Origin of the sequence: Westiellopsis prolifica IICB1 (assembly GCF_004323185.1) — a bacterium.
Classification (GTDB): Bacteria; Cyanobacteriota; Cyanobacteriia; order Cyanobacteriales; family Nostocaceae; genus Pelatocladus; species Pelatocladus prolificus_A.
In genome coordinates, this window is sequence record NZ_NAPS01000002.1 from 1,773,892 (window position 1) to 1,800,385 (window position 26,494).

23 protein-coding genes are annotated in these 26,494 nt (G+C 35.9%); 14 read left to right on the forward strand and 9 right to left on the reverse strand.

From position 1 onward, the window contains the following. Nucleotides 1-407: 407 nt before the first annotated feature. The 4 genes from B4U84_RS21995 to petP all read right to left on the reverse strand — a co-directional run bounded on the left by B4U84_RS21995 (nt 408) and on the right by petP (nt 3,425). Entirely contained in the window at nt 408-695 is a 288-nt protein-coding gene (locus B4U84_RS21995) for a hypothetical protein (protein ID WP_017311298.1), read from the reverse strand. Between the two features lie 154 nt (nt 696-849). Next, nucleotides 850-1,866: a chlorophyll synthase ChlG gene (gene chlG / locus B4U84_RS22000; RefSeq protein ID WP_131120562.1), complete on the reverse strand. Its 1,017-nt coding sequence runs from the start codon at nt 1,864-1,866 to the stop codon at nt 850-852. Nucleotides 1,867-2,018: 152 nt separating this feature from the next. Continuing rightward, nucleotides 2,019-3,119 carry a Get3/ArsA fold putative tail anchor-mediating ATPase NosAFP gene (locus B4U84_RS22005; protein WP_131120563.1) on the reverse strand — a complete coding sequence of 367 codons (1,101 nt, stop codon included), beginning with the start codon at nt 3,117-3,119 and terminating at the stop codon, nt 2,019-2,021. Nucleotides 3,120-3,233: 114 nt separating this feature from the next. Beyond that, nucleotides 3,234-3,425, reverse strand: coding sequence for a cytochrome b6f subunit PetP (gene petP, locus B4U84_RS22010; RefSeq protein ID WP_017311301.1), 192 nt, complete (start codon nt 3,423-3,425; stop codon nt 3,234-3,236). A 206-nt stretch (nt 3,426-3,631) separates the two neighbouring features. Between petP and B4U84_RS22015 the strand changes: the two genes are divergently transcribed. The 14 genes from B4U84_RS22015 (at nt 3,632) to B4U84_RS22080 (ending at nt 20,813) form a co-directional block, all read left to right on the forward strand. Beyond that, entirely contained in the window at nt 3,632-3,964 is a 333-nt protein-coding gene (locus tag B4U84_RS22015) for a hypothetical protein (RefSeq protein WP_242677680.1), read from the forward strand. Nucleotides 3,965-4,164: 200 nt separating this feature from the next. Beyond that, nucleotides 4,165-5,010 carry an ABC transporter permease gene (locus tag B4U84_RS22020; protein ID WP_044451588.1) on the forward strand — a complete coding sequence of 282 codons (846 nt, stop codon included), beginning with the start codon at nt 4,165-4,167 and terminating at the stop codon, nt 5,008-5,010. A 237-nt stretch (nt 5,011-5,247) separates the two neighbouring features. After that, the gene (locus B4U84_RS22025) at nt 5,248-6,615 is read left to right on the forward strand and encodes an ABC transporter ATP-binding protein (RefSeq protein ID WP_044451587.1); all 1,368 of its coding nucleotides are present in this window, start codon (nt 5,248-5,250) and stop codon (nt 6,613-6,615) included. Continuing rightward, nucleotides 6,603-7,130 (forward strand): acyltransferase, encoded by a 528-nt coding sequence (locus B4U84_RS22030; RefSeq protein ID WP_044451586.1) that lies wholly within the window; start codon nt 6,603-6,605, stop codon nt 7,128-7,130. The genes B4U84_RS22025 and B4U84_RS22030 overlap by 13 nt, the downstream gene beginning before the upstream one ends. 103 nt (nt 7,131-7,233) lie before the next feature. Further along, complete coding sequence (locus B4U84_RS22035; protein ID WP_131120564.1) at nt 7,234-8,760, forward strand: class I SAM-dependent methyltransferase; 1,527 nt, start codon at nt 7,234-7,236, stop codon at nt 8,758-8,760. Beyond that, the gene (locus tag B4U84_RS22040; protein WP_131120565.1) at nt 8,750-9,781 is read left to right on the forward strand and encodes a glycosyltransferase family 4 protein; all 1,032 of its coding nucleotides are present in this window, start codon (nt 8,750-8,752) and stop codon (nt 9,779-9,781) included. The genes B4U84_RS22035 and B4U84_RS22040 overlap by 11 nt, the downstream gene beginning before the upstream one ends. Nucleotide 9,782: 1 nt before the next feature. Next, entirely contained in the window at nt 9,783-11,831 is a 2,049-nt protein-coding gene (locus B4U84_RS22045) for a glycosyltransferase (RefSeq protein WP_131120566.1), read from the forward strand. A gap of 382 nt (nt 11,832-12,213) precedes the next feature. Beyond that, the gene (locus tag B4U84_RS22050) at nt 12,214-12,903 is read left to right on the forward strand and encodes a glycosyltransferase family 2 protein (protein WP_131120567.1); all 690 of its coding nucleotides are present in this window, start codon (nt 12,214-12,216) and stop codon (nt 12,901-12,903) included. 159 nt (nt 12,904-13,062) lie between these two features. Next, on the forward strand, nt 13,063-15,177 hold the full coding sequence (locus B4U84_RS22055) for a hypothetical protein (RefSeq protein WP_131120568.1): 2,115 nt from the start codon (nt 13,063-13,065) through the stop codon (nt 15,175-15,177). Between the two features lie 193 nt (nt 15,178-15,370). After that, nucleotides 15,371-15,739, forward strand: a complete 369-nt coding sequence (locus B4U84_RS22060; RefSeq protein ID WP_207390978.1) for an EamA family transporter — start codon at nt 15,371-15,373, stop codon at nt 15,737-15,739. 16 nt (nt 15,740-15,755) lie between these two features. Then, the gene (locus B4U84_RS22065; protein WP_017311310.1) at nt 15,756-16,721 is read left to right on the forward strand and encodes a GDP-mannose 4,6-dehydratase; all 966 of its coding nucleotides are present in this window, start codon (nt 15,756-15,758) and stop codon (nt 16,719-16,721) included. 62 nt (nt 16,722-16,783) lie between these two features. Continuing rightward, on the forward strand, nt 16,784-18,085 hold the full coding sequence (locus B4U84_RS22070; RefSeq protein WP_131120569.1) for a glycosyltransferase: 1,302 nt from the start codon (nt 16,784-16,786) through the stop codon (nt 18,083-18,085). Between the two features lie 25 nt (nt 18,086-18,110). Beyond that, on the forward strand, nt 18,111-19,889 hold the full coding sequence (locus B4U84_RS22075; RefSeq protein WP_131120570.1) for a glycosyltransferase family 2 protein: 1,779 nt from the start codon (nt 18,111-18,113) through the stop codon (nt 19,887-19,889). A 267-nt stretch (nt 19,890-20,156) separates the two neighbouring features. Beyond that, nucleotides 20,157-20,813: a Uma2 family endonuclease gene (locus B4U84_RS22080; RefSeq protein ID WP_044451579.1), complete on the forward strand. Its 657-nt coding sequence runs from the start codon at nt 20,157-20,159 to the stop codon at nt 20,811-20,813. A gap of 77 nt (nt 20,814-20,890) precedes the next feature. On the opposite strand, the gene B4U84_RS22085 is transcribed toward B4U84_RS22080, so the two are convergent. From B4U84_RS22085 to B4U84_RS22105, 5 genes are all read right to left on the reverse strand, one after another. After that, on the reverse strand, nt 20,891-21,559 hold the full coding sequence (locus B4U84_RS22085; RefSeq protein WP_131120571.1) for an S-layer homology domain-containing protein: 669 nt from the start codon (nt 21,557-21,559) through the stop codon (nt 20,891-20,893). 225 nt (nt 21,560-21,784) lie between these two features. Further along, nucleotides 21,785-21,976 carry a hypothetical protein gene (locus B4U84_RS22090; protein WP_017311315.1) on the reverse strand — a complete coding sequence of 64 codons (192 nt, stop codon included), beginning with the start codon at nt 21,974-21,976 and terminating at the stop codon, nt 21,785-21,787. 230 nt (nt 21,977-22,206) lie between these two features. Further along, nucleotides 22,207-23,283: a PstS family phosphate ABC transporter substrate-binding protein gene (locus B4U84_RS22095; RefSeq protein WP_131120572.1), complete on the reverse strand. Its 1,077-nt coding sequence runs from the start codon at nt 23,281-23,283 to the stop codon at nt 22,207-22,209. A 111-nt stretch (nt 23,284-23,394) separates the two neighbouring features. Then, entirely contained in the window at nt 23,395-24,480 is a 1,086-nt protein-coding gene (locus tag B4U84_RS22100; RefSeq protein WP_207390979.1) for a protein kinase domain-containing protein, read from the reverse strand. Nucleotides 24,481-25,371: 891 nt separating this feature from the next. Next, nucleotides 25,372-26,421, reverse strand: coding sequence for a YegS/Rv2252/BmrU family lipid kinase (locus tag B4U84_RS22105; RefSeq protein ID WP_131120574.1), 1,050 nt, complete (start codon nt 26,419-26,421; stop codon nt 25,372-25,374). Between the last annotated feature and the right edge of the window lie 73 nt (nt 26,422-26,494).

The window sequence follows — 26,494 nt, forward strand, 5'->3', positions numbered from 1 at the left end:
GTCGATGCATTAACAATGTAAGTCGATGCATTAACAATGTAAGTCGATACATTAACAATGTAGGTCGATACATTAATAATGTGAAAGCGCTAGTAGTGGTTTGTCAATTTTATTTTGACGGGTATGTGTACGTACATGCAAAACCCTGTAGAGACGTAGCATTGCTACGTCTCTACAACCCGTCATTTTTATCTTGACCGAAAATAATGGGATACAAGCCCCGTCCTAGAAGGAGGGCTTTTCGACTATTGTGGTAGAATTTGAATAGTCGCCATAGGGCATTGGGAGACTTTAAACGAACGTCGAGGGATGATAAGACTATTTCGGTAGCACAACCCAATGAAGCGTTAAGGAATCCTTGGACTTTAGGACAAGGAGGTATGTCAAAGACTACTAATCTCCAATTCCTAATAAAGCATTGAATTAGTCTGTGGCTGGTAATCCATACAATTGATTGCTTCTTCCGTGTTAGCAATGGAAGGATGAACTGTGCATTTGAGGCGATGATCGTCGGTAAAATATTGACAGCCAGCGCAGGGAATTTGATGCATTTTTTGGGCTGTTTTAACACCGTCACGGGTTGCAGTCCACAGACTCCAAACAACCATAGTAATTAATACCCAAGAGCTGACGAAACAAATCGGTACTAGAAGTTTTGAAATCGCCAGAAAAAGAAAGTTTATTATTTGCAACACAGCAATTATTGCGAAAACCTACAAAAAAAACTGATGAGCCGGACTTAATATTATCAATGATCTTAACTTCTCATTCCCCACTTGTGACTTCTTGCTAAAGAGATATCAGTTATCAAAAATGGATAATTGATAACTGATAACTATTCACTGTTCACTAAATTCCTGCATGACCAATTGCTAAACCAGCCACAAGCATTCCCAGGACGAGGAAAGGTTGAGCGCTGGCTTGATATTTGACATCGTTAGTTAGGGGATCACGTAGGAAATACATGTCTTGGAAAGTAATTTGCGGGATGATTAACAATGACAGAATTGCTGCATACAAATTTTCGTGGATGTAGACTAAATAGCCCGCGATCGCAATCTGGAAGACATCAATCATCGCGACACAAATCCAAGCTGCGTTTGTGATACCAAACATGACAGGGAGTGATTTTAATCCAAGTTTGCGATCGCCTTCTACACTTTTGAAGTCATTAACAATGGCAATACCCAAGCCAGCTAGACTGTAGAACATGGTAAGAACAACTATTTTCCAGTTGAGTTCGCCAAATAAAGCATGACCAGTACACCAAGGGAAGGTTATATAACTTGCACCCAAGGCGTAGCTACCCAACCAGCCATTTTGTTTTAGCTTTAAGGGTGGGGCAGAATAAATGTAGCCGATAAAAGAACCGATGATGGCGATCGTTGTAATTGTAGGGAATTCATTTCCACCCCATTTATCGAGGGCAAAAGCTAAAGCAACACCAGCAATAAGTAATACCCATATCTGCGTAATTACCTGGGGTATGGAAATCGCACCAGAGGGGATAGGGCGGTAAGGTTCGTTAATGGCATCAATTTCGCGATCGTAGTAATCGTTCATGATTTGTACGTAACCTGCCATCAATGGCCCTGATAGCAACATACAAACAACTGCTTTTAAGACATTTTCGAGTGTCCAGGTATATTCGCCAGAAGAAGCTGCGCCACAGATTACGCCCCAAATCAGAGGAATCCAAGTAATTGGTTTCATCAATTGCAGGCGGATTTTCCAAATCGAACTTTCTCCAGGCGCTGCACCTTTCATACCCAACAGTTGCCTAGTTTTAGCACTGCGGTCAACAGTAGTATTTGCTTCTTCTGTGGGTGTAGTGGAATCAGGAGCAATGGGACTTGATTCAGACATAAGGTATATAGGGGATAGGGGATAGGGGATCGGGGACAAGGAGATAAGGAGACAAGGAAGACAGGGGAAGGGGGACAAGGAAGAATTTTTCACTTATTTTTACCTGATCCCCGATCCCTGATCCCCGATCCCTGATCCCCGATCCCCGATCCCTAAAACGAGATTATCAAATAATTATTTTGGAATTTGGCGCCAGTAACAGATCTGCCATTTAAGGCAGGAGGTAGAAAAATATTCCGCCTTTGATCTCCGGCTTCAATTGTCACCTCTGGCCCGTATTGGGTAAGTTTGACCTGTTTTTTATCAAATCCCGGCAAATATAAGCTTACTTTGTGTTCTTGGATGTTAATTTCAATAGGTTTGGGAGCCTGTACTGCTTGGTCTACAAAGTTGGGTAAGGTATCTACTAATGCTTGCCAGTCTTCTGTTTTGATATCTGGAACTAAGCTCACATTTAGGGGGCTAAATTGCTCAGAAATTTGCTGGTTTGTGTCATTAGAAACAAGGATAATGCCACCCACGGTTAAACCAACTTGTTGAGCGCTACCCCAAAGATAGCGGACGGAAGCAACCTCAACAGGGTCATCGGTTGTCACCAAAAAAGCAGCAACTTGTTTGGGGTCAGCGAGGGCGGCCCTACCCTTGTCTAAAAAATTGTTAACTTGGTTAGTAGGTTGGGCGAAGTTATCCGAAGTCCAGTTGATATTGAAAAAAGAACTAATTAGCGGTTGAATCAAGGGTGATTCGGAAATTGCTTTACCGAGGTCGGAACTGACGAACAATTTCTGGAATCGCCGTACGTACCAACTGAGAAATTCTGGCATTCCGAACATTCGCAAAGTCGAGGTATCGCCATTGCCATCGTAAACGATCGCGTCATATTTGCCGCTTTCGTAGTACTCGCGAATAGCATTGAGGACAAGGGCGCTATCCATCCCTGGTAAGACGGGTAGTTCTTGACCATAAACCTCTTTGAGGATAGGCGTTTTGAGATATTGCGCTTCTAGTTTTTTCACATCTTCCCAACTACGTTCTAGTAGTACAGAAGTTTGAAACTGAACGACGTGCAAATTCGCAGCAATTTCTTGAGGGTGAGAACCAATAGGAACACCCAACAAAATCTGCAATGCTGGTTCTGCACTCCCAGCTAAGAGTACGCGTTTTCCTTGGCTTGCTAATTGTTTGGCAGCTGCGATCGCTACTTTTGTCCTAGCGCTACCGCTTTTGCCCAAAAATGTCAATATCAGGGCCATTACTTGATTCCTAATTTTTACCGCCGATTTTTTCAACTCCAACTTAGCATTCGGCTGATTTAAGTAGCTTCCTTCTGAAGTTCAGCAATCAGAGGACACTTCGCCGCCCGCTTACTATACTATTTTGAGTTCATCTTCAAAAAACCAAGTGGCAAAATTATCATCAAATTTGACTACAATGCCAACACCACTACCATCGGTCATTTTGTAACCTTCAATGATACCGACTTGTCCTAATCTTTTAACAATAGAAGCAGGTACGCGATCGCGCAAACGAAAAACCTTTACTTTTTGTCCGATTTCCATGCCAACTCACAATGCAATAAACCAAGACTCAGTGTACCGGAATCCGGTGCTGAGTGGGGAGTGGGGAGTGGGGAGACATATCAATTAAAAATTCAAAATTCAAAATTCAAAATTGGGAAGGGGGACAAGGGAGACAAGGGAGAAATTTTTCCCAATGACCAATGACTATTGAGAAATGACTAAAATTTTGGTTTTCACCAGAAAGTTTGGAATTTGTTGGTTTTGAATTAGTGGGAAATCAGTATCAAGAAATTGTCCATAATTCACAAGGATGGCGTTGGAGTCAAGTACTAAATTTGTATTTAGGTATATATGAAGACAATTTACGCTATTTTACTACGGTTGGTGATTTAGTTCCGACACCGGAGGAAGCTGCTTTTGCAGCACAACAACAAGCACAGCAAGCACAGCAACAAGCACAACAAGCACAAGCTAGGGCAAATGATACAGAATTACTTTTAGAACAGGAAAGACTGCGATCGCAACGTTTAGCTGAACAATTGCGTTCTTTGGGAATTGAACCGGATAATTTAACTTAGGCTCACACAACCAAAACTGAGAAACAACAGAGTAGATTTAATAACTATTTGTGGTAAAATCTCCTAAACATTTTGGCTGCCATTTTGGAGTAGCGACTATTTTCAACAAAATAACAAAGGAACTTTCATAAAAAATTGGCTTCAAAACAAGCAATTGGGTGTGTAGGTAGTGAGTGAGGAAGCAAAAATTGCTGCAAACAATGCGAGGAGTTGTCCGAAAAGCAGGTAAGCTGAAAAAATTGCTACCAATCAGCGAATTGTGGTGGGCAAAATTTGATTTATTAAGAGCGTTGGTAAGACGCGATTTAGAAGCCCGCTACAAAGGTTCAATCCTGGGTAATTTGTGGCCTTTATTAAATCAACTATCACAGTTATTAATTTATACCTACGTATTCTCGATAGTTTTAAAGGTCAAACTTAGTCTTAAAGGCGTTCCAGAAAACAATTTTACTTTTGGTTTGTGGTTATTTGCTGGTTTACTACCTTGGATTGCTTTTAGCAGTGGATTAATTCAGGCTGCAAATTCAGTAGTAGCACAACCTAATTTAGTTAAAAAAGTAGTATTCCCTCTGGCTTTATTACCATTAGTACCAACTTTATCAACGTTTATTGAGAGTTCTTTTGGACTCATGGCGTTGATATTTTTTGTGGCTTTATCTACTCACACTTTACACTCAACCTTAGCGCTTTTACCCCTAATCTGGTTAACACAATTATTATTGACGGCGGGATTAGGTTATCTCATGGCGGGACTAACCGTGTTTTTGCGAGATATTCCCCAAACTTTGGGAGTTGTTTTAAATTTGTGGTTATATTTGACGCCAATTCTTTATCCTGCCAAAGCAATACCAGAAGAATGGCAAAATTTAGTATTTTGGGTAAATCCCATGACAGCTATTAGTGAAGTTTACCGCGATTTGATTTTAGTAGGAGAAGTCAAGCACTGGGGTGAATGGGGGGTTGCAAGTGTAATATCTGCAATTGTATTTTGTATAGGTTTTTTAGTTTATAAACGATTGCGTCCAGCTTTTGCAGATGTTTTGTAAATAGCTGTATGTAATTAAGTAAGTCGGCAGGAATAAACCTAACTATATTACAGAAAGTAAATAACCCTAAAATCCTTACCAATAACCAATGACCAATGACAAATGACGACCCCAATGAGTTATCTTGATTTGTGCCGACTTACTTAACAGAAAACGGATAAATAGAAATTTTTTACTATTTGATGACATCAATGTGTAAAATTTAGCACAGTTAGTTTTGAGAGCGTATGTAGTGATATGGGTGAGGAGCTTGCAATTTCACTGAAGAATATCTCTAAGTGCTACAAGTGCTATGCTCGTCCAGTAGATAGGCTGAAAGAAATTTTGCTACCTGGAAATAGTCATGCACAAGAGTTTTGGGCATTACGTAATATAAACCTAGAAGTTTTTAAAGGAGAGACTTTAGGGATTATTGGTCAAAATGGCTCTGGGAAAAGTACGCTACTACAGATTATTGCTAGAACTTTGACACCTACTACAGGTGATGTGTTGGTAAATGGACGGGTCTCGGCCTTACTGGAATTAGGTAGTGGTTTTAATCCAGAGTTTACAGGACGACAAAACGTATTTTTTAATGGGCAGATTTTGGGTTTAAGTCGAGAAGAGATAGAAGCCAAGTTTGATGATATTGCTGCTTTTGCTGAAATTGGCGATTTCATGGATGAAACTGTCAAAACATATTCTAGCGGAATGTTTGTCCGTTTAGCATTTGCAGTAGCTATTAATGTTAACCCAGAAATTTTGATCGTTGATGAATCATTAGCAGTAGGAGATGGAATTTTTGTGCATCGCTGCATGGCGAAAATTAAAGATTTTCAAGATACAGGTGGCACAATTTTGTTTGTATCACATGATATTGGAGCTATTTCACGCCTTTGTTCAGAAGCTATCTGGATTAATAGTGGTGAAATTGTAGATACCGGAAAACCTGCTGAAGTTTGCAAACACTATCAAGCTTGGATTCATGAGGAAGTAAATAAGAGAACTGCAAAACAAATTTCTTCAGAACGAAATGTTTCAAAAAACTCACAAAACATAGATGAAGAAAAAATAGATATAAGCAAAATTACTACTAAAGAATTCAATCCTTTTACAAAAAAGCCATATATAGCATTTTCTGGATATGAGAGATTTGGTACAGGTCGTGCAGAAATAGAAAGTGTATCTATTGTTGATATGGATGAGCAACCAATCCAGTTAGTTTATCCTGGTGATCTAGTTAAAATCCGCGTTACCACATATAGACACGACAAAATTGTGAAGCCAAATGTTGGTATTGCTCTACTTGATAGATTACGCACTGTTTTATCAGGATGGAGTACTGAGTTGTTAGATAAGAATTTTGCAAATTACTGGTTAAGTCAATCGGATATAGGAAGGGCAACAGTTGAATTCGAGTTTATTTGGCCTCATTTAGCTGGAGGAAATTATGCCTTTGATATAGCATTTGGAGACGGACCTCATGAAAATTTAGAAATGCTGGATTGGATTCAAAATACAACTGTTATCCAAGCAGCAGTAAATGATTTATTTGATGGAATCTTTCAAGTATCTGGCAGAAAGGTCAGGTTATTTGAAGTTGAGGATACATTATGTACAAAGTAGTTAAAGATTTTTTTAAGTCCCGTTTTGAAGACAAAATAAAACTATATATCGAGACTAATATTGAAAAATATATTAAACAATATATATCCCAAGGATATTTTGATGAACGTATAAAGAATATTAGTTTAAGCCAATATTTAGTATTTGGTGATGCTCAAAGATTGAAAATTTCTCAAAATTGTGTATTGAATAATGCCTTATTCAATTTATCTTCTGGAGATATTTATATTGGTGAATATGTATTTTTTGGTCATAATGTCAGCTTAATAACTGGTACACATGATTACAATAAATTTGGTCTGGAAAGAATGTATGATTTTCCAAAAGAGGGTAATGATATTGTGATCGAGGAAGGTACGTGGATAGCAAGTAACGTCACAGTTATTGGCCCATGTAAAATTGGTAAGAATTCTGTAGTGGCCGCTGGTGCAGTTGTAAAAGGAGACGTTCCTAGCTATCATTTAGTTGCAGGTATCCCAGCTAAAATTGTAAAAGAAATTAAGCCACAAGAGTGAAGCTAAATAATGCTTTACTATTAGATTTAAACTATAGATATAAGTTTAATTTAAAACACTAAAATTCAAAATCGGAAAATAATTGAGGAAAATTAAGTTAAGTATGAATAAAATTAATATAGATGAACTGATGGAGAAAATTCGAGAAGAAGTAGCCCAACGTAAGTTTCAACAATCTCAATTGCAAGCTATTCCATCTGCTAATAGCTCTAATTCAAATAATAATAATATTGAAATTTCGGCAATAAAATGGGCAATAAATCACATTGAGGCTTTATTGAAAAATGCAGAATCTAGAGCAGTTCTCCGTACAAAATGGCCTGATAATTTAAATCGATTTCCTTACAATTTCAGTCGAGGATTGCAAAATATAGCACTCAAAATCCTCAATTTTATATTTAAAGACCAGCGGGAAGTAAATTTTAATGTTATCAATGCTTTGAAAGAATCTGTAGCACTCAATCAACAAATAATTGCACAAATATCAGTTTTGCGATCGCAACTGGATGAGCGTTTGATAGCTGTAGAAAATCGCTTACAAGAACTGGATGGACATTTGAATGTTGTAAATAGCAGTTTCCAAAAGGTAGATCACAATTTTCATAAAATTGACATTCAAACAAATAGCTGGATTAATGATATACAAAAGCACCTAGATGCCGTAAATAAACAAATGCAAGGAATAAACGAGCATTTAGTTTCTGTAGATTCCCGTGTTGGAGGGTTGGGTCAACGCTTAAGTACTGTAGATTTTCGTGTCGAAGGGTTAGATCAACGCTTAAATGCTGTAGATTCTCGCTTGAAAGAATTGAGTGAGCGCTACATGATAAATGAAAATTATATCAAAAACGATCTCTCACAGCAAAAGCGTTTAATTACTCTATTTTTAGAAGAAGCACGGCAAAGATTACCAGAACCTCTAAATCAACAGCAATTAGAGACTTTTGTCAATGAAGAAAACCACTTACTAGATGCATTTTACGTTGCATTTGAAAATCAGTTTCGCGGAACTCGCGATGATATTATCAATAGGTTAAAAATTTATTTGCCATTCATTGCAGAAGCAAAAATTGGTGAATCAGATTCTCCGATTTTAGATGTAGGCTGTGGTCGTGGAGAATGGCTAGAACTCTTACGAATTCACAATTATACAGCACGCGGTTTGGATATTAATAGAGTAATGCTAGAGCAATGTCGCTCTAGAGATCTAGAAGTGATAAAAGCAGATGTCATCTCTTATTTAAACTCCTTACCTGAGAATAGTTTGGGAGCAATTACAGGATTTCATATCATTGAGCATCTACCATTCCAGATACTGATGAAGTTGTTTACTGAAACAGTTAGAGTGCTTCGACCAGGAGGATTAGTAATTTTTGAAACTCCTAATCCAGAAAATATATTAGTTGCTAGTCATAACTTTTATACAGATCCAACTCATCGCAATCCTTTACCAAGTACTACAGTCAAATTTATAGCTGAATCAGTTGGTTTGTGCAGAGTCAATATTATGAAACTTCACCCCTATACAGAGAATTTCAAAATAGATGATTCGGAACTGGCTGAACGGTTGAATGATTTATTTTATGGCCCACAGGATTATGCAGTAATTGGGTATAAAAATGACTTATAAAATTGCAGTTGTAGCACCTCGGATGGTAAGTGGTGAAGTTGGTGGTGCAGAGCGCTTTCATTTAGGACTTACAAATTCACTCAACTCTACTGATACCAATACCGATTTGATTCAGGTGGTGATTGATGAATCTACTTTTGAAGCAATTGAAGAGTCATATTTACGCTGTTATGACTTAGATTTATCTGCATATGATGCAGTAATTTCTACAAAAGCACCTACCTATCTAGTGCGTCATCATAATCATATATGCTATTTGCAGCATACTATTAGAGTTTTCTACGACATGTTTGAGAAAGAATTTCCTTATGCAGATGCAACTCTTAACAGTCGAAGAGAACTTATACATAAATTAGATACAGGGGCTTTAAGAACTCCTAGAACTCGTAAAGTTTTTTCTCAAGGACACGAGATCAAACACAGACTTCTCCATTGGAACGGTATTGATAGTGAAGTTTTATATCCTGGAATTGTTATTAATTGCGCTTTCCCAGGAAATTATGAATATATATTTATGCCTGGAAGATTGCATCGCTGGAAGCGTGTTGATCTAGTAATTGAAGCGATGCGCTATGTCAAACATCCTGTTCATTTAAAGATTGCTGGTACAGGTGAAGATGAAAAACAATTACGCATACTGGCTGCTAATGATGAACGCATAGAATTTTTAGGTCGAGTCCCAGATGAAGAACTTGTGAATTTATACGCAAATGCTTTAGCAGTACCATTTGTGCCAATTCGAGAAGATTATGGTTATGTCACCTTAGAAGCTTTTGCTCATGCAAAACCAGTAATTACCTGTGAAGATTCTGGTGAACCATTGCAATTTGTGAAAAATGGTGACACAGGTTTTGTTGTTCCTCCTCATCCCAAAGAAATTGCTAAAGCAATTAACTATTTTGTCGAAAACCCAGAAAAGACTAAAAGTATGGGACACAAAGGTAAGGAAGATACTAGTTACATTACTTGGTCAAATGTATCTCAAACCCTTTTAAGTTGTTTACAGAGTAAAAGAGGGTAAAGTGAGTCAAAATCAAAAATTTCAAGTCACTGTTTTAGATATGCAGCCTATTGATCCTCCAGTTGGAGGAGGAAGACTGAGATTATTAGGTTTGTATCACGATATGGGTAGTAAGCTTCCTACTACTTACATAGGTACCTATGATTGGAAAGGAGAAAAGTATCGTAGACATAAATTGAGCGATACTTTAGAAGAAATTGATATACCACTGAGTGATGCACACTTTGCTGCTTGTGCTGAATGGCAGTCAAAAGTGGGTGGTAAAACAATAATAGATTCTTGTTTTAACTTGCTAGCTCATCATTCACCGGAATTTGTAGAAACAGCAAGAAAAAGAGTCGCCGCATCAGATATTGTCATTTTCTCTCATCCTTGGATTTATCCGTTGGTGAAAGATTTATTGCGATCGCGTCCTCAATTAATCGTTTATGATTCTCAGAATGTAGAAGGATTACTTAGAACAGATTTATTGGATGATGATGGTTTTGGAACTGAAATTGCTAAAAACGTAGTCAATATAGAATATCAACTCTGTCATGATTGCAATTTGATTCTTGCTTGCTCCCATGAAGATAGAGAGCTATTTCATAAATTATATAAAGTGCCATTTAGCAAAATAGCTATTGTTCCCAATGGTGTATTTACAAATAAAATTCAAAAAGTTGACGACAGCATTAGATATGCAGCTAAACAGAAACTAGGTCTAGAAAATTCTTTACTTGCTATTTTTGTTGGCAGTTCCTATACACCCAATATTGAAGCTGCCAGGTTTATTATTGAAAAGTTAGCTCCTGCACTTCCTGAAGTTCAATTTGCCATCTGTGGAGGTGTATGTACTAATTTTAATCAATTGGAATTGATTAATAAAAATATTTCTAATATAATTTTAACAGGCTTTTTAAAAGAAGAGGAAAAACTTAACTACTTAGCTGCGGCTGACCTAGCCATCAACCCCATGTTTTCTGGATCAGGCACAAATATAAAAATGTTTGATTTTATGGCTGCGGGTCTACCTATTGTGTCAACTCCTATAGGAGCAAGAGGCATTTTCCAAGGCTCAGAGCCAGCGTATCATATATCAACAGAAGCAAATTTTGTTAAAGGTATCCAGCTTCTACTTCAAGATAAAGGTTATGCGAAGGAACTTGGTAAATCAGCTAGGATATTAGCAGAAAGGAAATATTCATGGGAAAGAATCTCAAAAAAATTAGGGCTACTGTTATCCATAAATAGAGCCAATATTGATGTGAAACGTCCTGACTTTAGTGTCATTATTCCTTCCTACGAAAGACATCACAAATTAGAGGAATTACTAAACTGTTTGCAAAATCAAATTTGCCAAGATTTTGAAATAATTATAGTTGATCAAAGTCGAAAACCTTGGGAAAGAAAAAATAGTTATCCTGACTTAGATATACTTTACATTCATACTGATATCAAAGGGGCTGTCATAGCACGTAATACAGCCGCTTTCTATGCTAGGGGTGAAATACTTGCCTTTACAGATGACGATTGTCAGCCTAAACCTGATTGGTTAAAGAATAGTCTGAAATATTTTTATGAGAAAGAAGTAGTTGGTATAGAAGGACTAATTATCTCAGACAAATTAGAAGACAAAAACTACCGTCCTGTAACCAATATAGGTTTTGAAGGAATTGGTTTTATGACTGCCAATTTACTAGTTAGACGAGAAATTTTTATGGCAGTTGATGGATTTGATGAGTCTTTTGAGAATCCTCATTTTCGAGAGGATACAGATTTGGGTTGGCGAATCAGTAACTACGGCAAAATTCCTTTTGCCCATGATGTATGTGTTTTTCACCCACCTCATCTTCGTTGCGATCATCGTGAAAGTCTTGAAGAAAGATGCCGCTTTTTTGAGAAAGATGTTTTGTTGATGAAAAAGCATCCTGAACGCTATCGAGAACTATTCATCATGGAGTCTCACCACTATAAAACTCCAGGTTTTAGAGAAAATTTTTTAAGAGGAGCAATAAAATACAATATTGAAATTGATAGTTTTTATTTTAATTTTTTAGAAAAATGCTAATAATTTTAATATCAATTCAGTTTAATATCAATTCAGTATTTTATAATAAACTAAAAATATCAAATCCAAAATAATCTTTGATTTGATTATAATTTAAAATATAAGTATCGCTTAATTGAGACATATCAAAAAGAGTAACTTGAATTTTATGGAGAATCTTATAGATAATTGAATGCACATACTTCAAGTAATAATGTACAATATTAACTTTTATGACTATTTGTTTAACTTGTATATTTAGTAATAAAATACAAATCAATCATTAAACAATTAGAGAACTTGATTACATCGACATATTTAATCACTAAATATGTCGATTGTTACATTCTAAAATGATGTGTTGAAAAGGGTTGAAGTGGTGTGCAGTATAAGGAGTATAGATATGAAATTATCTGTTGTAATTCCTTGCTATAACGAACTTGGAACAATTGGTCAAGTTGTTACAGCAGTGAAAGCTTCTCCAGTGAAGGACTGTGAAATTATTATAGTTGATGATTGTTCAAAAGATGGCACACAAGAACTTCTCAAATCCAAAATAGAAGCACAGGTAGATAAAGTCATTTATCATCCACGCAACTTAGGTAAAGGAGCTGCTTTAAGAACTGGATTTGCTGCTGCTACAGGCAATATTGTAATTGTTCAAGATGCAGATTTAGAGTATGATCCGCAAGAATATTTAATAATGATTCAACCTATTTTAGATGACAAAGCTGATGTGGTCTTTGGCTCTCGTTTTCAAAGTGGTAGACCTCATAGAGTTGTGTATTATTGGCACAGGCTAGGAAATGGATTTTTAACAATGTTGTCTAATATGTTCACTAACATAAATCTTACAGACATGGAAACTTGTTATAAAGCTTTCCGACGCGAAGTAATTCAATCAATTAAAATACAAGAAAATCGATTTGGATTTGAACCTGAGATAACAGCGAAAGTGGCAAAAAAGGGATGTCGTATTTATGAAGTCGGTATATCTTATTATGGACGTACATATAAAGAAGGTAAAAAAATAGGCTGGAAAGATGGGATAAGAGCTATAATTTGCATCTTCAAATATAATCTTTTAAATTAAACAATCAATTTAATTACAATCAGTCAGAATTTTATAAATCAACTGAAGTTAGTGCTTGATTATCTGATACAAGTTTAAGACTACTAAGAAAGCATAAATTATTGCAAATTTACAATTCTACTATTCACAGTCGAATTACTTTAGTTTGAAAATCAAGATATGCATAGTTTTAAAAATCAATATTTGCTAATTAATAATAAGTTAATGAAGTTCCGAAGTCATGGATTTTTAATACATGCACTCATTTGTGCTTTAGGAATATTCATAGCTTTTTACCCAACTATTTTAAGTGGTTTTCATCGTATACAAACAGATCCAGGAGATACTGTCTTAAATAATTACTTTTTAGAACATTCTTTTCAACTTTTATCTAATAAAAACTATCAAGGTGAATTATGGTCACCTACATTTTTTTATCCTTATAAAAGGGTTTTAACTTTTTCAGATAATCTATTTGGTTCAGCACCTATTTATTGGTTATTTAGAACTTTTTTATTACCTAATTTAGCATTTCAATTATGGATGATTACTGTCTGTATTCTTTCTTTTGTTAGCTTTGCAATGTTAATGCAAAGATACAGAGTTAATCATATATTAAGTGCTTTGGGTGCTTTTCTATTTGCTTTTGGGATGCCCAGAATTTCTCAAATAGGTCATCAACAGCTACTTCCTCAGTTTTTCACTCCTCTAGCCTTTCTAATAGCTTGGGAGTGTTTCAAAAAACCAACCATAAAAAGGTTAGCTTTATTTTTGTTACTAACTTATCTACAAGTTCTGGCAGGAGTTTATCTAGGGTGGTTTTTCTTATTTAGCTTACCTATATTTTTTAGTATAGCTTACAAATTAGATAAGGAAGCCAATATTAGGCTTTTAGCTTACTGGCGCTCCAACCGTGCAGCTGTTACTTCTATTTTTTTGTGCTGGTTAGGCATTATGCTCCTAACTTTGCTTCCATATATTCAAGCTAAATCTGTTTTAGGAGCACCTCTTTATTCACAGGTTGACAAAATGCTACCAAGAATTTCCTCTTGGTTCTCTGTTCCATCAACTAGCCTTTGGTCATCTTTACTTTTTTGGGCTTCTAAAGATTTACCTATGGCTTGGGAACATCAAATGTTTGCTGGTTTTACAGTGGTGTTATTAACTGGAATTACGATATACACACTATTTTTCAGAAAAGCTATACTTTCCGTTGAAAGAGCATTATTAATTCAGACATGTTTACTAGTTTTTATTATTCTGTTTTGCTTATCATTACGTCTACCATTTGGATTAACACTTTGGAAAATAATTTATGAATTTGTGCCAGGAGCTTCTGTCATCAGAGCAGTAACTAGGATATGGACAGTTGCTTATTTTTATCTATTTATAGCTTTAACATTATGTTTTGATTCCATCATCAATGTATTTTTTGCTAAAAAGCATATCCGACTATTAGTATCCACTATAGTTTTCTTTATAGTCTTCTCAGAACAAATTGTATTTAACATACCCAGTTATGAAAAATCTTATGTCAGCAAGCAAGTTAATGAAATTCGCCATCTAATAGAAAAAAACTGTGATATGGCATATGTACAATTGGATTCTAAACAGCCTTTTTACGTCAGTCAGCTATCTGCTATGTGGGCTGGAATCGAGGCAAACAAACCGATAATTAATGGTTATTCTGGTAATGTTCCGCCTCAATATGGAGATAATGCAATATCAATGAACACAATTCAACTTATTAATTGGCTGAATATAGCTGGGAAAAATATTTCTGGTCAGTTATGCATTTTAAGTCCTAAACTAGAGAAAAATAATGATACTCTATTAAGTGATTACATAGAACAAACAAAACAAAAACCTGAGTATTCGGAAAATTTTATTTCTTATAAAATTAATTTACCCTTTTTACAGAAATTTGGTCAAGATCTTAAATACTTTGATATACCTAAAACTGCAATAACTAATTCTGAAATTAAAATACCAGTTATTATCAAAAACACTAGTAATTTTATCTGGTCAAATAAAGGTATTAAACATACTAATTTTTCTTATCGTTGGATAGATTTTAATGGCAAAATAGTTAATTTTAATGGAAATGGCAAACGTACTGGATTACCTTATGACTTATCTCCTGGAGATTCAACAGCATTAAATGTAGTTATAAAAACACCTGATATTCCAGGAAAGTATAAATTAATTTTGACAATGGTTCAAGAAAATGTCGCTTGGTTTAATGATAAAAACCCTAATTATCCGGAAGTTTTTATAGAAATTGTTTCACAATAACTGATGAAATATTTTATATCTTTTTTATACAATCTTACTGATATCTATAAAATACTTGAACATATAAAAATGTAATTTTAAAAAACATGATTGTCAATAAAAATATTAATTGTTGTCATTTCACAATACTTATTCAAACCTTATATCAACATAAATTGTCTAAAATTATCATCAATAATTAAAGGAATTTTATATGACACCGCAGGAATTTAGCTTACTACTCATGTCAGTTTTAGCTAGTGTAGCAGGTCAGTTTTTTTTAAAAACAGGTGCATTAAAGTTAGGTAAAGTTAACATAGAAAATGTTCTTAGTCATATTCTGAACATTATTACAGTACCTGAACTTCTATTAGGGCTTATCTGCTATGCTCTAGGTGCTGTAGCTTATATACTTGTTTTAACCAGAGTCAACCTTAGTGTTGCTAGCCCTTCTGTATCCTTAGTTTACGTTTTTGCAGTATTACTAGGTTATTTTATCTTTAGAGAAACAATATCATTGATACGTCTCACAGGCTTGAGCTTTATTATAATCGGGGTCATATTAGTAGTCTGGCAAAAATAAAATCTAAGTTACAGCCATGACCAAAAAAGCCCTAATCACCGGTTTAACCGGACAAGATGGTTCTTATCTCGCCGAACTCCTTTTAGAAAAAGGCTACCGAGTATTCGGTTTAGTTCGTCGTTCTAGCACCAGTAACCTAGAGCGCATTAGTCATCTGTCTAACCAAATCCAAATAGTATCTGGTGACTTGTTAGATCAATCTTCGCTGATGGATGTGGTGACTGATTGTCAACCAGATGAAATATATAACCTTGCATCTCAAAGTTATGTTCCTCTATCTTGGACACAACCAGCCCTCACTGCTGAATATACTGCTTTGGGAGTGTCACGCCTACTAGAAGCAATTCGGCGCTGTAAACCGGATGCTAAATTTTACCAAGCTTCCAGTAGTGAAGTTTTTGGGCAACCTGATGAGTCACCCCAAACCGAACGTACCGCTTTTCGTCCACGCAATCCCTATGGTGTTGCTAAAGCTTATGCTCATTGGATGACAGTTAACTATCGTCAAAAGTATGATCTTTTTGGTTGCTGTGGGATCACCTATACCCATGAATCTCCCCGTCGCGGTACAGAGTTTGTATTTCGCAAAATTACCCATACTGCGGCGATGATTAAACTCGGTTTAGCCCAAGAATTAAAACTTGGTAATTTAGATGCACGTCGTGACTGGTGCTATGCAAAAGATGCAGTCAATGGAATGTGGTTGATGTTGCAGCAAAGTAAAGCAGATGACTACATTATTGCCAGTGGTGAAACTCATTCGGTGCGGGAACTGGTAGAATGTGCATTTAACTATTTAGATTTGAACTGGGAAGATTATGTATCTGTTGATCCTGCATTCTACCGTCCAGATGAACCAGTACAATTAGTTGGTTGTATTTATAAGATTAAAGCGGAACTCGGTTGGAAACCGCAGTATTCCTTTGAACAGATGGTGCAATTAATGGTAGAAAACGATTTGAAAGAATTAAGCGATAAATAATATCAAATACCGCTCATTTAAAACATCACAGTGAAAATATAAACGACATTTGAGGAGAAAAAATGGAACAAAAACCTGAAATTAGCAACAACACCAATAACGATAATTTTGGTGTGAATATTTCAGGTTATGTTAACAGTGAATTTGGACTTGGTGAAGGAGTCAGAGGAACAATAAGAGCCGTTGAAGCGGCTAAAATTCCTTTTGTGATTAATAATTGTACTTTTAACACTATGCATAGGAAGATGGATTCTTCCTACACAGATTTTACTGATGAGAATCCTTATCCAATAAATATTATTCAGGTAAACGTAGATATGATAAACACTTTTATCAGTTCTACTAGTCCTGAATATTTCCAAAACAAGTATAATATCGGATTTTGGGCATGGGAATTACCAGAATTTCCCAAAGCATGGTTGTCAGCGTTTAACCTTTTTAATGAAATATGGACTCCCAGTGCTTATTGTGTTGAGGCGATCGCACCGATATCTTCTATCCCAGTGCTGAAGGTTATGCATAGTATCTCACTTCCCCAACCTTCAATCAGTAAACAATCACTAGGCTTACCAGACAGTAAATTTATTTTTCTATTTATATTTGATTTTTGTAGTGTATTTGAACGAAAAAACCCTCTTGCAACTATTGAAACATTTCAACAAGCTTTTGGTAAAAGTAATCAAAATGTACAATTAGTAATTAAGTTTTCTAATAGTAAATACTTTCCAGAAAAACTCAAACAACTAAAAGATTTAGTAGAGGATTTCAAAAACATTAAACTCATTGATGATTATTTACTCAAAGAAGAACTGAATGCTCTAATTTATCACTGTGATTGCTATATATCTTTACATCGCTCTGAAGGTTTTGGTTTGACTATGGCAGAGGCTATGTATTATGGAAAACCAGTGATAGCAACTGGTTATTCAGCCAATCTTGATTTCATGAATATTAATAATAGCTTTCTAGTCAAATATTCTTTAGTGGCGATCGCAGAAGATTATGGCCCTTACAAAAAAGGAAATTTATGGGCAGAACCAGATATTGATCATGCTGCATACTTAATGCAGTATGTATTTAATAATTATGAAGATGCTAAACAAATTGGCAAAAGAGCATCTGAGCATATCAAGTCTGTGTTAAGTCCAAAAGTCATTGGAGAAAAGATCAAAAATAGATTAGCTCATGTAATGCAGAGGCGTAAGCATTCCTCAAATATTGATAATATCTATACAGAACTGCAATATCAAACATTAGAAATTCAAAGATTACAAAACCTAGTTACAACTATGGAAACGAGTAAGTTTTGGCAGTTGCGAAATCAATGGTTGAAATTGAAACAAAATATCTTCTTTACTAAGTAATAATTAATCGGTAATACCAATAATCATGAATTATAAAATTCAAAAAATACAACGCATCTGGGGGAGGCGGGGAATCATAGGAGTTTTGCATTTTTTATATCAAAATACTGCCTCTCGCATCAAGAATAAAATAGCATATCAACAATGGATCGAAAAAAATACTCTGAATCAACAAGAGATTCTCGCTGCTCATCAGCAAATCGCTCAATGGCAAATCAAACCTAAATTTTCTATCATTATGCCTGTTTATAATGTAGAGGCAAAATGGTTAACACAAGCTATTGAATCAGTTCGTAATCAAATCTATCCTAATTGGGAGCTTTGTATTGCTGATGATGCTTCTCCCCAACCTCATATTCGTTCTATATTAACTCACTATAGTAAACTTGATTCACGTATTAAAGTTGTATTTCGGACAGAAAATGGACATATTTCCGCAGCGAGTAATTCTGCTTTAGAACTGGCTACAGGAGATTATATTGCACTGTTAGATCATGATGATGAGTTAGCAATTAATGCTTTATTTGAAAATGCTAAGTTAATTAACCAACATCCAGAAGCAGATTTTATTTATAGTGACGAAGACAAAATAGATATCAAAGGAAAACGTTTTTTTCCTTGTTTCAAACCTGATTGGTCGCCAGAATATTTTTATTCTTGCATGTACACCTGCCATCTGGGTGTTTATCGTACTAGGATTATTCGTGATATTGGTGGTTTTCGTAGTGAGTATGATGGCTCACAAGATTACGATTTGGTATTAAGATTCATCGAAAAAACCAAAAACATCTTTCATATTCCTAAAATTCTCTATCATTGGCGCAGTATATCTGCTTCTGCTGCTTCTGGTTCACAAGCAAAACCATGGGCTTATACTGCTGGTAGAAAAGCTTTAGAATCGATGCTAGAGCGTAGCGTATATCCAGGACGTGTTGAAGAAACACCGAATCCAGGTATTTATAGAGTGCGACGCAATATCATCGGAAATCCTTTAGTTAGTATAATTATTCCTAGTGCGGGTACAACTATTAATACTGCTTCTGGTAAATTATGTCTTTTAGAAAATTGTATTCGTAGTGTTCAGCAAGTGAGTACCTATCGCAACTTTGAAATTATTGTGGTGGACGGGTATGACATTCCAGATGCAACTTTAGAGAAAATACTTGGTTTAGATGTGAAGTTAGTTCGTTGTGCTGAACCTTTTAATTTTTCAATGCGAATTAATCGAGGTGTAGCTGAAGCAAAAGGGCAATTTCTGTTGTTATTAAATGATGATACAGAAGTAATTACTTCTGATTGGCTAGAATCAATGTTAGAACTTGCACAACAAACAGAAATTGGTGCAGTCGGAGCAAAACTTTTATTTCCAAATGGCAGATTACAGCATGTAGGGGTAATGATTATTGAGGGTAATCCCTGTCATGCTTTCTATGGTTTTGATAACGAACAATCTGGTTATTTTTGTTCAAATATTGTGAATAGAAACTATCTAGGTGTGACTGCTGCTTGTTTGATGATGCGACAAGAAGTATATCAGCAATTAGGGGGACTAGATGAAAATTTTCCCGTGAATTATAACGATGTCGATTTATGTTTAAAAGCCCATCAAGCTGGGTATCGCAATGTAGTTACACCATATGCTCAACTGATTCACTATGAATCTGCCAGTAGGCAAAAAGGTTTAAAACCAGGTGAATGGAATCAACTAAGTCATAAGTGGAAAGATTATTTTGAGCAAGTGGGTACGGATCCTTACTATAACCCAAATCTGTCTTTGAAAGCTCCTAATTTTGAATTATTTTAACAAGATATTTGGTAAGGAAAATATAACGGCTAAAATACTGATTAAGTATTTATAATTAGAATGAAAAAACAGGATTTAATAGGATAAAGATAGCACATAGATAGTATTGTATATATTGAAATATAATATATAGATAGATAGCGTTTACTTACACTGCGTGATAATTCACGATCAGAGTGTCTATATAAAACTTTTAGAGGATGACGGGACAAGTGAGAGTTTGGAAGTAAACACTTAATCAAGTTTATCTACCAACAGGATAAAACAATGGTTAGTAGTCTTAAAGAACTAATTGACGAGTCTGAACTTGCTCGTGTTGAAGACCCAGAAGAAAGATTTATTACCAGTAATGTTAGCTGGGAAGTATATGAAGCCTTGCTAGTAAAACTAGAAGACAATTCTCATTACCGTGTCACTTACTTGGATGGAATATTAGAGATTGTGTCGCCTTCAATCAGACATGAAAACATTAAAAAACGTTTGGCTATTTTGATAGAGCGATATCTCTATCAAAAGCGAATTCGATTCAGTCCTATGGGGAGTTCCACAATCAAAAAGCAATTCAAACAAGCTGGGGTAGAACCAGATGAATGCTACTCCATTGGAGAGAAGAAAAATATTCCAGACTTGGCTGTAGAGGTGATTGTCACCAGTGGTACCATTGATAAACTCAAAATTTATCAGCGCTTAGGAGTTACTGAGGTTTGGTTTTGGGAAAGCAACAGGCTCAAACTCTACCATTTAAGAGAAGAAACACCATCAGAGTTTATGGAAACCTACGGGTATGAAAAAATTAAACGTAGTGAGTTATTACCAGAACTAAATATAGACCTACTGGAGGAATGCACTCTAATTTCAGATGAAATTCAAGCAATTGACGAATTTGAGCTTGGTATACTACCTCATAGACAAAACCCACTTTAAGTGGGTTTGTTCAGTCTACTAAAAGTAGACTTAGATAATGAACCGCGCAGTTTAGCAGTTAAGCGAAAAATATTTAACTAAGGCTGAGGAGGCGCAGGGGGTGCATCTGGGATTTCTGCATCTCGTCCTTGTCTTTGCAGGTATTTACTCAGTACATAAGCCATATCACCACGAGTCATGGGTTTTAATGGGTAAAGATTTCCTTGAGTATCTGTATTAACAAATGCTTCCGCTACAACTGTGGCGATCGCTTTTCTTGCCCAAGAAGGAATAGTAGCTGCGTCAGGATGAGGAGCTAAAATTTCATTGACAGTCTCATCAGGAAACTGAAACACACCGTAGGCTTGAGCAAAAATTGCTAAAGCTTCTGCTCTTGTTACTCTTTGATTAGGAAAAAACAAATTACCCCGATAGCCTCTCATAATATCTGTTTTTAAGACAGTTTGAATATCTTTATACGCTGGATGAGAGGATGGTACATCTGAAAGCACAATATTTGCTTTGCTCGCTGCTTGTCGTTTATCTAGTCGAAATGCTTTCACCATAATAGAGGCTAAGTCTGCTCGACTGATTATCCTTTCTGGATAAAAGTTATTATCTGGATAGTTAGTCATCCAATTCGCAGCCACTACCATTTGAATTGGATCAGATGATTGTTTGTCTTGTGGTTGAACTTGGGCAGAAACGACAACTGGAAAGGATTGTATTAATGTTACTAAAGTAAGAACACTTATAAATTGACGCATAAATGTAAATTTAAAAAATAGTACACTGAAGAATAACATCAACTTTGTTATAGCCCGATCCGGAAATCAACCAAATTTTCTTTGGTATTTTATGACTGATATTCTTGGTATAAGCCAAGTCAAAAAAAAGGGTGAATATGTATTATTTAACACAATTTTTCACCCATATCGCTATAAATTTCCGTAGGTTTCTATCAACAGAAAGATTGATTTAAATTAACCTAACTAAACTTGAGTGGCATCTTCCTGATTAATTTGCTGCTCAAGATTACTGATAGCACCATTTAAACCAGCAAGCTTAGTTTCTAAGTCATCGCGCATTGCTTTGAGAAATCTCAGTTTGCGTTCTAAACGATTTTTCCGAGAAACAGGCTCCCCATCACAGCAAGAGTTATACCAGAAATTAAAAGGAAACATAGCTACCTTTCCAAATAAACCCTACTTAAATTCTGACGAAATTATTTTCAAATGAGGGGAAAGCAGATGGGAGGAAAACCGATCCAATGTTGGTTATTAGTCATTTGTCAAAAGTCATTTGTCATTTGTCATTGGTCATTCGTCATAAATCAGTTAACAGTTATCAGTTATCAAATTAATACCAATTCTTCGTGAAGCTGCTCCCGAATTTTACCGCTCCCCGATCCCTACTAGCGAACTCCTGCAAACCCGGCTCGCTCAATCGCTTTTTGTCCTTGGTCTGTGAGTAAAAGTTGGGCGTAAGCTTCACCAATTTGCTGTGCTTGTCCGTTGTTTTGCTTAATGATTACAAACAAGTTAGTTGTAATTGGATAGCTGCCATTTTTGATCGCTTCAGTGTTGATTTGATGACGCTGACGTGGGCATTGTTCAGGTGTTACTAATGATTCACGGTATGGTGAAATTAATTGTGTAGATGTCAGACCCAATGGTAAAGGCTTGACGGTGCATTGGGGAACTACTGCACGAGCCGAGGCGTAATATACACCACCAGGTATTTTACTGACTTGTCGTACTGCTTCTGTAGTTGATGAAACATATTTAACATTAGAGCCAAGTGGTTGATTCTGCAAGTTTTTGTTACCAGAGAAGATTGCTGTATCTGCTTTTTCTAAACGTTGGGACAAAGGGGTAATGGGTAAGTCTGGCCCGCCTACCTCTTTCCAATTAGTAATTTTCCCCAAATAAATCTGTTGCAACTGATCAACGGTTAAACCTGGTACTTGCAAAGATGGATTGACTACTACTGCAATACCATCAATACCAACTTGACGTTGTTCAAGGGTAAACCTTTTTTGTTTGGCTAGAGAATATTCTAAATCTGTCAGGGGACGGGAAGACTGAGCAAAATCTAATTTCCCATCTAGTAACATGCGTATACCAGAACTAGAACTAGGACTGCTATTATTTGGGTTTTGGTAGCGCAACTGTAATTCTGGGCGATCGCTTTGAATTTGTGAATCGATTAATTGACGAATTGGCGCCCAAGCTGCACTACCACCATAGTTAGCTGCTACAACTGGAACATTCGCAACATTCTGAAAATTAGATGCAACAGATGAGGTTGGATTGGAATTTTGACTAGAGGTAGCAACTGTGTTTTTGCGAACTAATGTGTAAGGTCTTAACAGCCACCAGGCTACTCCACCCAGCACCAAAATTGTCAATATTTTGCCAATTATCAACCCTCTAAGAAAAAGCCAGATTTCTCCATTAATAGGTATTCTTCTTTGGTTTGTATTATCCATGATGATTGTTTTGTTAGTTTGTTAAAATTACATTTCCGGTATCTAGCCATAAATGATGAAGCGGTAGATGCAAAAAACTTGAAAATCTTAATTATCTGATTTTGAAATTTTTCAACTCTGTAAATTTTCTGGAACTGGTTCAAAAAACTGTTTGATAAACCTGATTAAGTGTGGAGGTTGATTTAGATTGAATATACTTGTTTGTAAGAATATATAAAAAATGAAGATTATCAATAAACTTGTGCTAATACCAAACCCCATTCCCAGAAGTAAAATATTTTTTTTATAGGTAATAGAAGAATTATTATGAGTGATTTTGTCTTTAATCACACGTAAAGAAGAAAAAGATAAATCCCTAGCAGCAATAAGTGCTTCTAGAGCTTCTAATGCTGATTGATAACGCTTACTAGAGTGATCGCACACCATTTTATCTATTACATTTGCGAGACTGTTACTTACCCTGATGCGATCGCGCCAGATAATTTCTCCTGTATTGGGATCTTTTGGTATTTGGTCAGATTTTAATCCTGTCAGAGCTTGAATACCAATCATCCCAACCGCATAAATATCACTGCACAGTTGTGGTTTACCCTTGCTCTGTTCACTAGACATATAGCCAGGAGTACCCACAACAAGCGTGACACTAGTTTGTCCAAACTCATTGATTCCCAAACCACCAATTTTTTTAATACTGCCAAAATCAATCAATACAATTTTTCCGTCACTATGCCGTCGCATTAAATTTTGAGGCTTAATATCCCGATGAATAATGTTATTTTGGTGGACAAAAACCACTACTTCTAGAATTTCCCGCAATAGGTTAAAAACCACATCTTCATTTAGACATATACCAGGAGAAATTTCTTGGGTTAAGTCATGACCATCAATAAATTCCTGAACCAGATAAAAATCACCATTTTCATCAAAATGGGCAAATAAGCGAGGAATTTGGTTGTGATTGTCGCCTAGCTGATATAAAACTTCTGCTTCTTTTGCAAATAAATTTTTAGCAATTGGCACATGAGCCGGATTTAGATTCTTAGGCTTAAAATGTTTAACTACACAATAAGGTATCCCTGGCAAATCTAAATCAACAGCCAAGTAAGTATCGCCAGAACCCCCACTCCCTAAAAGTTTAATAATCTTGTAACGATTCCGAAGGGTTATCCCAATTAGAGAGAGAAGATACTGACTCATATCGTGCATTCTGAATGCTAAATTACTAACCAGCAAAAATAGTTAGTATTATTTTAAATAAGTAACTTATTTTTTACACGTACAAATTTAGTAACTAGAATAGATGTAGTAACGTTCAAAACGATACTACTTGGTATCTATCCTCTGAGCATCAATCTCATTAGAGATTATTTTGTTTATAATTTAAAAATTTCAGGACTTACGCAAAAATCATCAAAAAGCTTAATTTATTGTAGACGCACTGCGGCTTGCCGTAGGCTACCGCCAAGACGCCTTAGACGCGCAAGCGGCTACTTTCAGAAGCCACTTCGTGTCTACCGTAAGGTAGAACGCCAAGGATTTGTTGAGTGTGCGTAAGTCCTAAATTTATACAAGTAATACTTTTAGACATGCTAATTTTTTTAGATGTATTTTAGATGTATTGAATTATATTAATATAGTACGAATAAAATTTAAACGTTAAGCTTAAGTAAATGTAACATCAACCTCATAATAAAATTATAGTTCAATCTTTGCTTGATACTAAGAGGACTATTAAAAATTTGTGACCAAATATAATTGATTTGGAGGATGTGATAACCAGGGCTATTTTATTCTCATTTAGCCCGCTTCAGAATCAATTGTGAGGCTAATAGCAAAAATCGGTTAAAACTGATAACTTACGCCAATTGCGAATTGCCGTAAAACAAATTTCAAAGCTTTAAGCTTAAACCCGTTTCCAACGGGTTTAAACTCTTAAACAGTCGGTTTTTAAGCGAATGCGCGCTATCAGCGGTGAAATTTATTTTTGATCTAATTTTAGGCTTGTTGAGAATGGTACAAGTTATCAATTTCATCAATTTAAACCGACTGTTTTGTGGTGATTTAATCCTTTTGAACGGACTTAAACTATTAGCTGCTGAACTTTAGTTCAGGGTGGTTGAGGTCTAGACTGAAATAGCCCTGGTGTGATAATACTCCAAAATTAAGAGGTTTATCGGTTTGTTTGACCTCAATAGTTAAGTTAGGTAATCCCTCTAATTTTTCTAGAGGTGGTATTTCTTCTTCCAAAAGTGGTACAAAAACTTTTAAACTTGCTGGCAGACATTCAATTTCAACTGGAGTTTTTCCTAAAATTTCACCATCAACAACAACTTTTTGAGGTGGGTCAGTTGTAATTTTAAATTTTTTAGCTCGTAGGTAGCCAATATCATTTCTTTCAGCTGGATTACCCGCCGAAGCAGTCTGAAACAAATGAAACGTGGCTGCGATCGCAGCTGCTCTATTCACCGGAGCGACTATAGTTAAATCCAAAAATCCATCATCTACAATTAGTCCTGCTGGTCCCTGCGCTAAAACAGATGTCGCAGGTGCAGCATTTGCTATTGTCACTGCTGCTGCACAAGTTGAAATTACCTTATCTTCGGTTTCAATTTCGACCTCAAATGACTGTAATTCACTTAATTGTTTAAATCCAGCTATGATATAAGCCAAGAAACCAAAACGATTTTTCGATTCCCGATCTGCTTTTTCTACGGTTTCTGCTTCAAAACCAATACCTGTCAGCAGTACCATAGGATAACCGTTGCAAGTGGCAGTATCTACAATTCGTGTCCCACCCTGCAAAATTGTTTTGCAAGCACCTTCAATTGTGTCCGGTATACCTAAAGCTGTAGCAAAAGCATTCGCTGTTCCGCGAGAAATAATTCCAAACGGAATATCACTACCCACAACAGCAGCAGCCGCCGCCGAGAGAGTACCATCTCCTCCAGAAGCAATAATGGCATCTACTCCCCTTTCTACTGCTTCGTGGGCTAGTTGATCGGCACAAATTTCTTCAGTTGTAAAATGGATATCTAGGTCAATTTCTGGCTCTAACAAAGCTCGAATCTGTGCCAATTCTTGCTCTGAGTCACCCTGACCTGCAACTGGATTAAAGATGAGGCAGGCTGAACGTTTCATATATCGTGATTCATTTAAGTATTCAAAGTTATTAAATTAATTCCTAGCGCATCTGTAGAATTAAAGCTTCCAC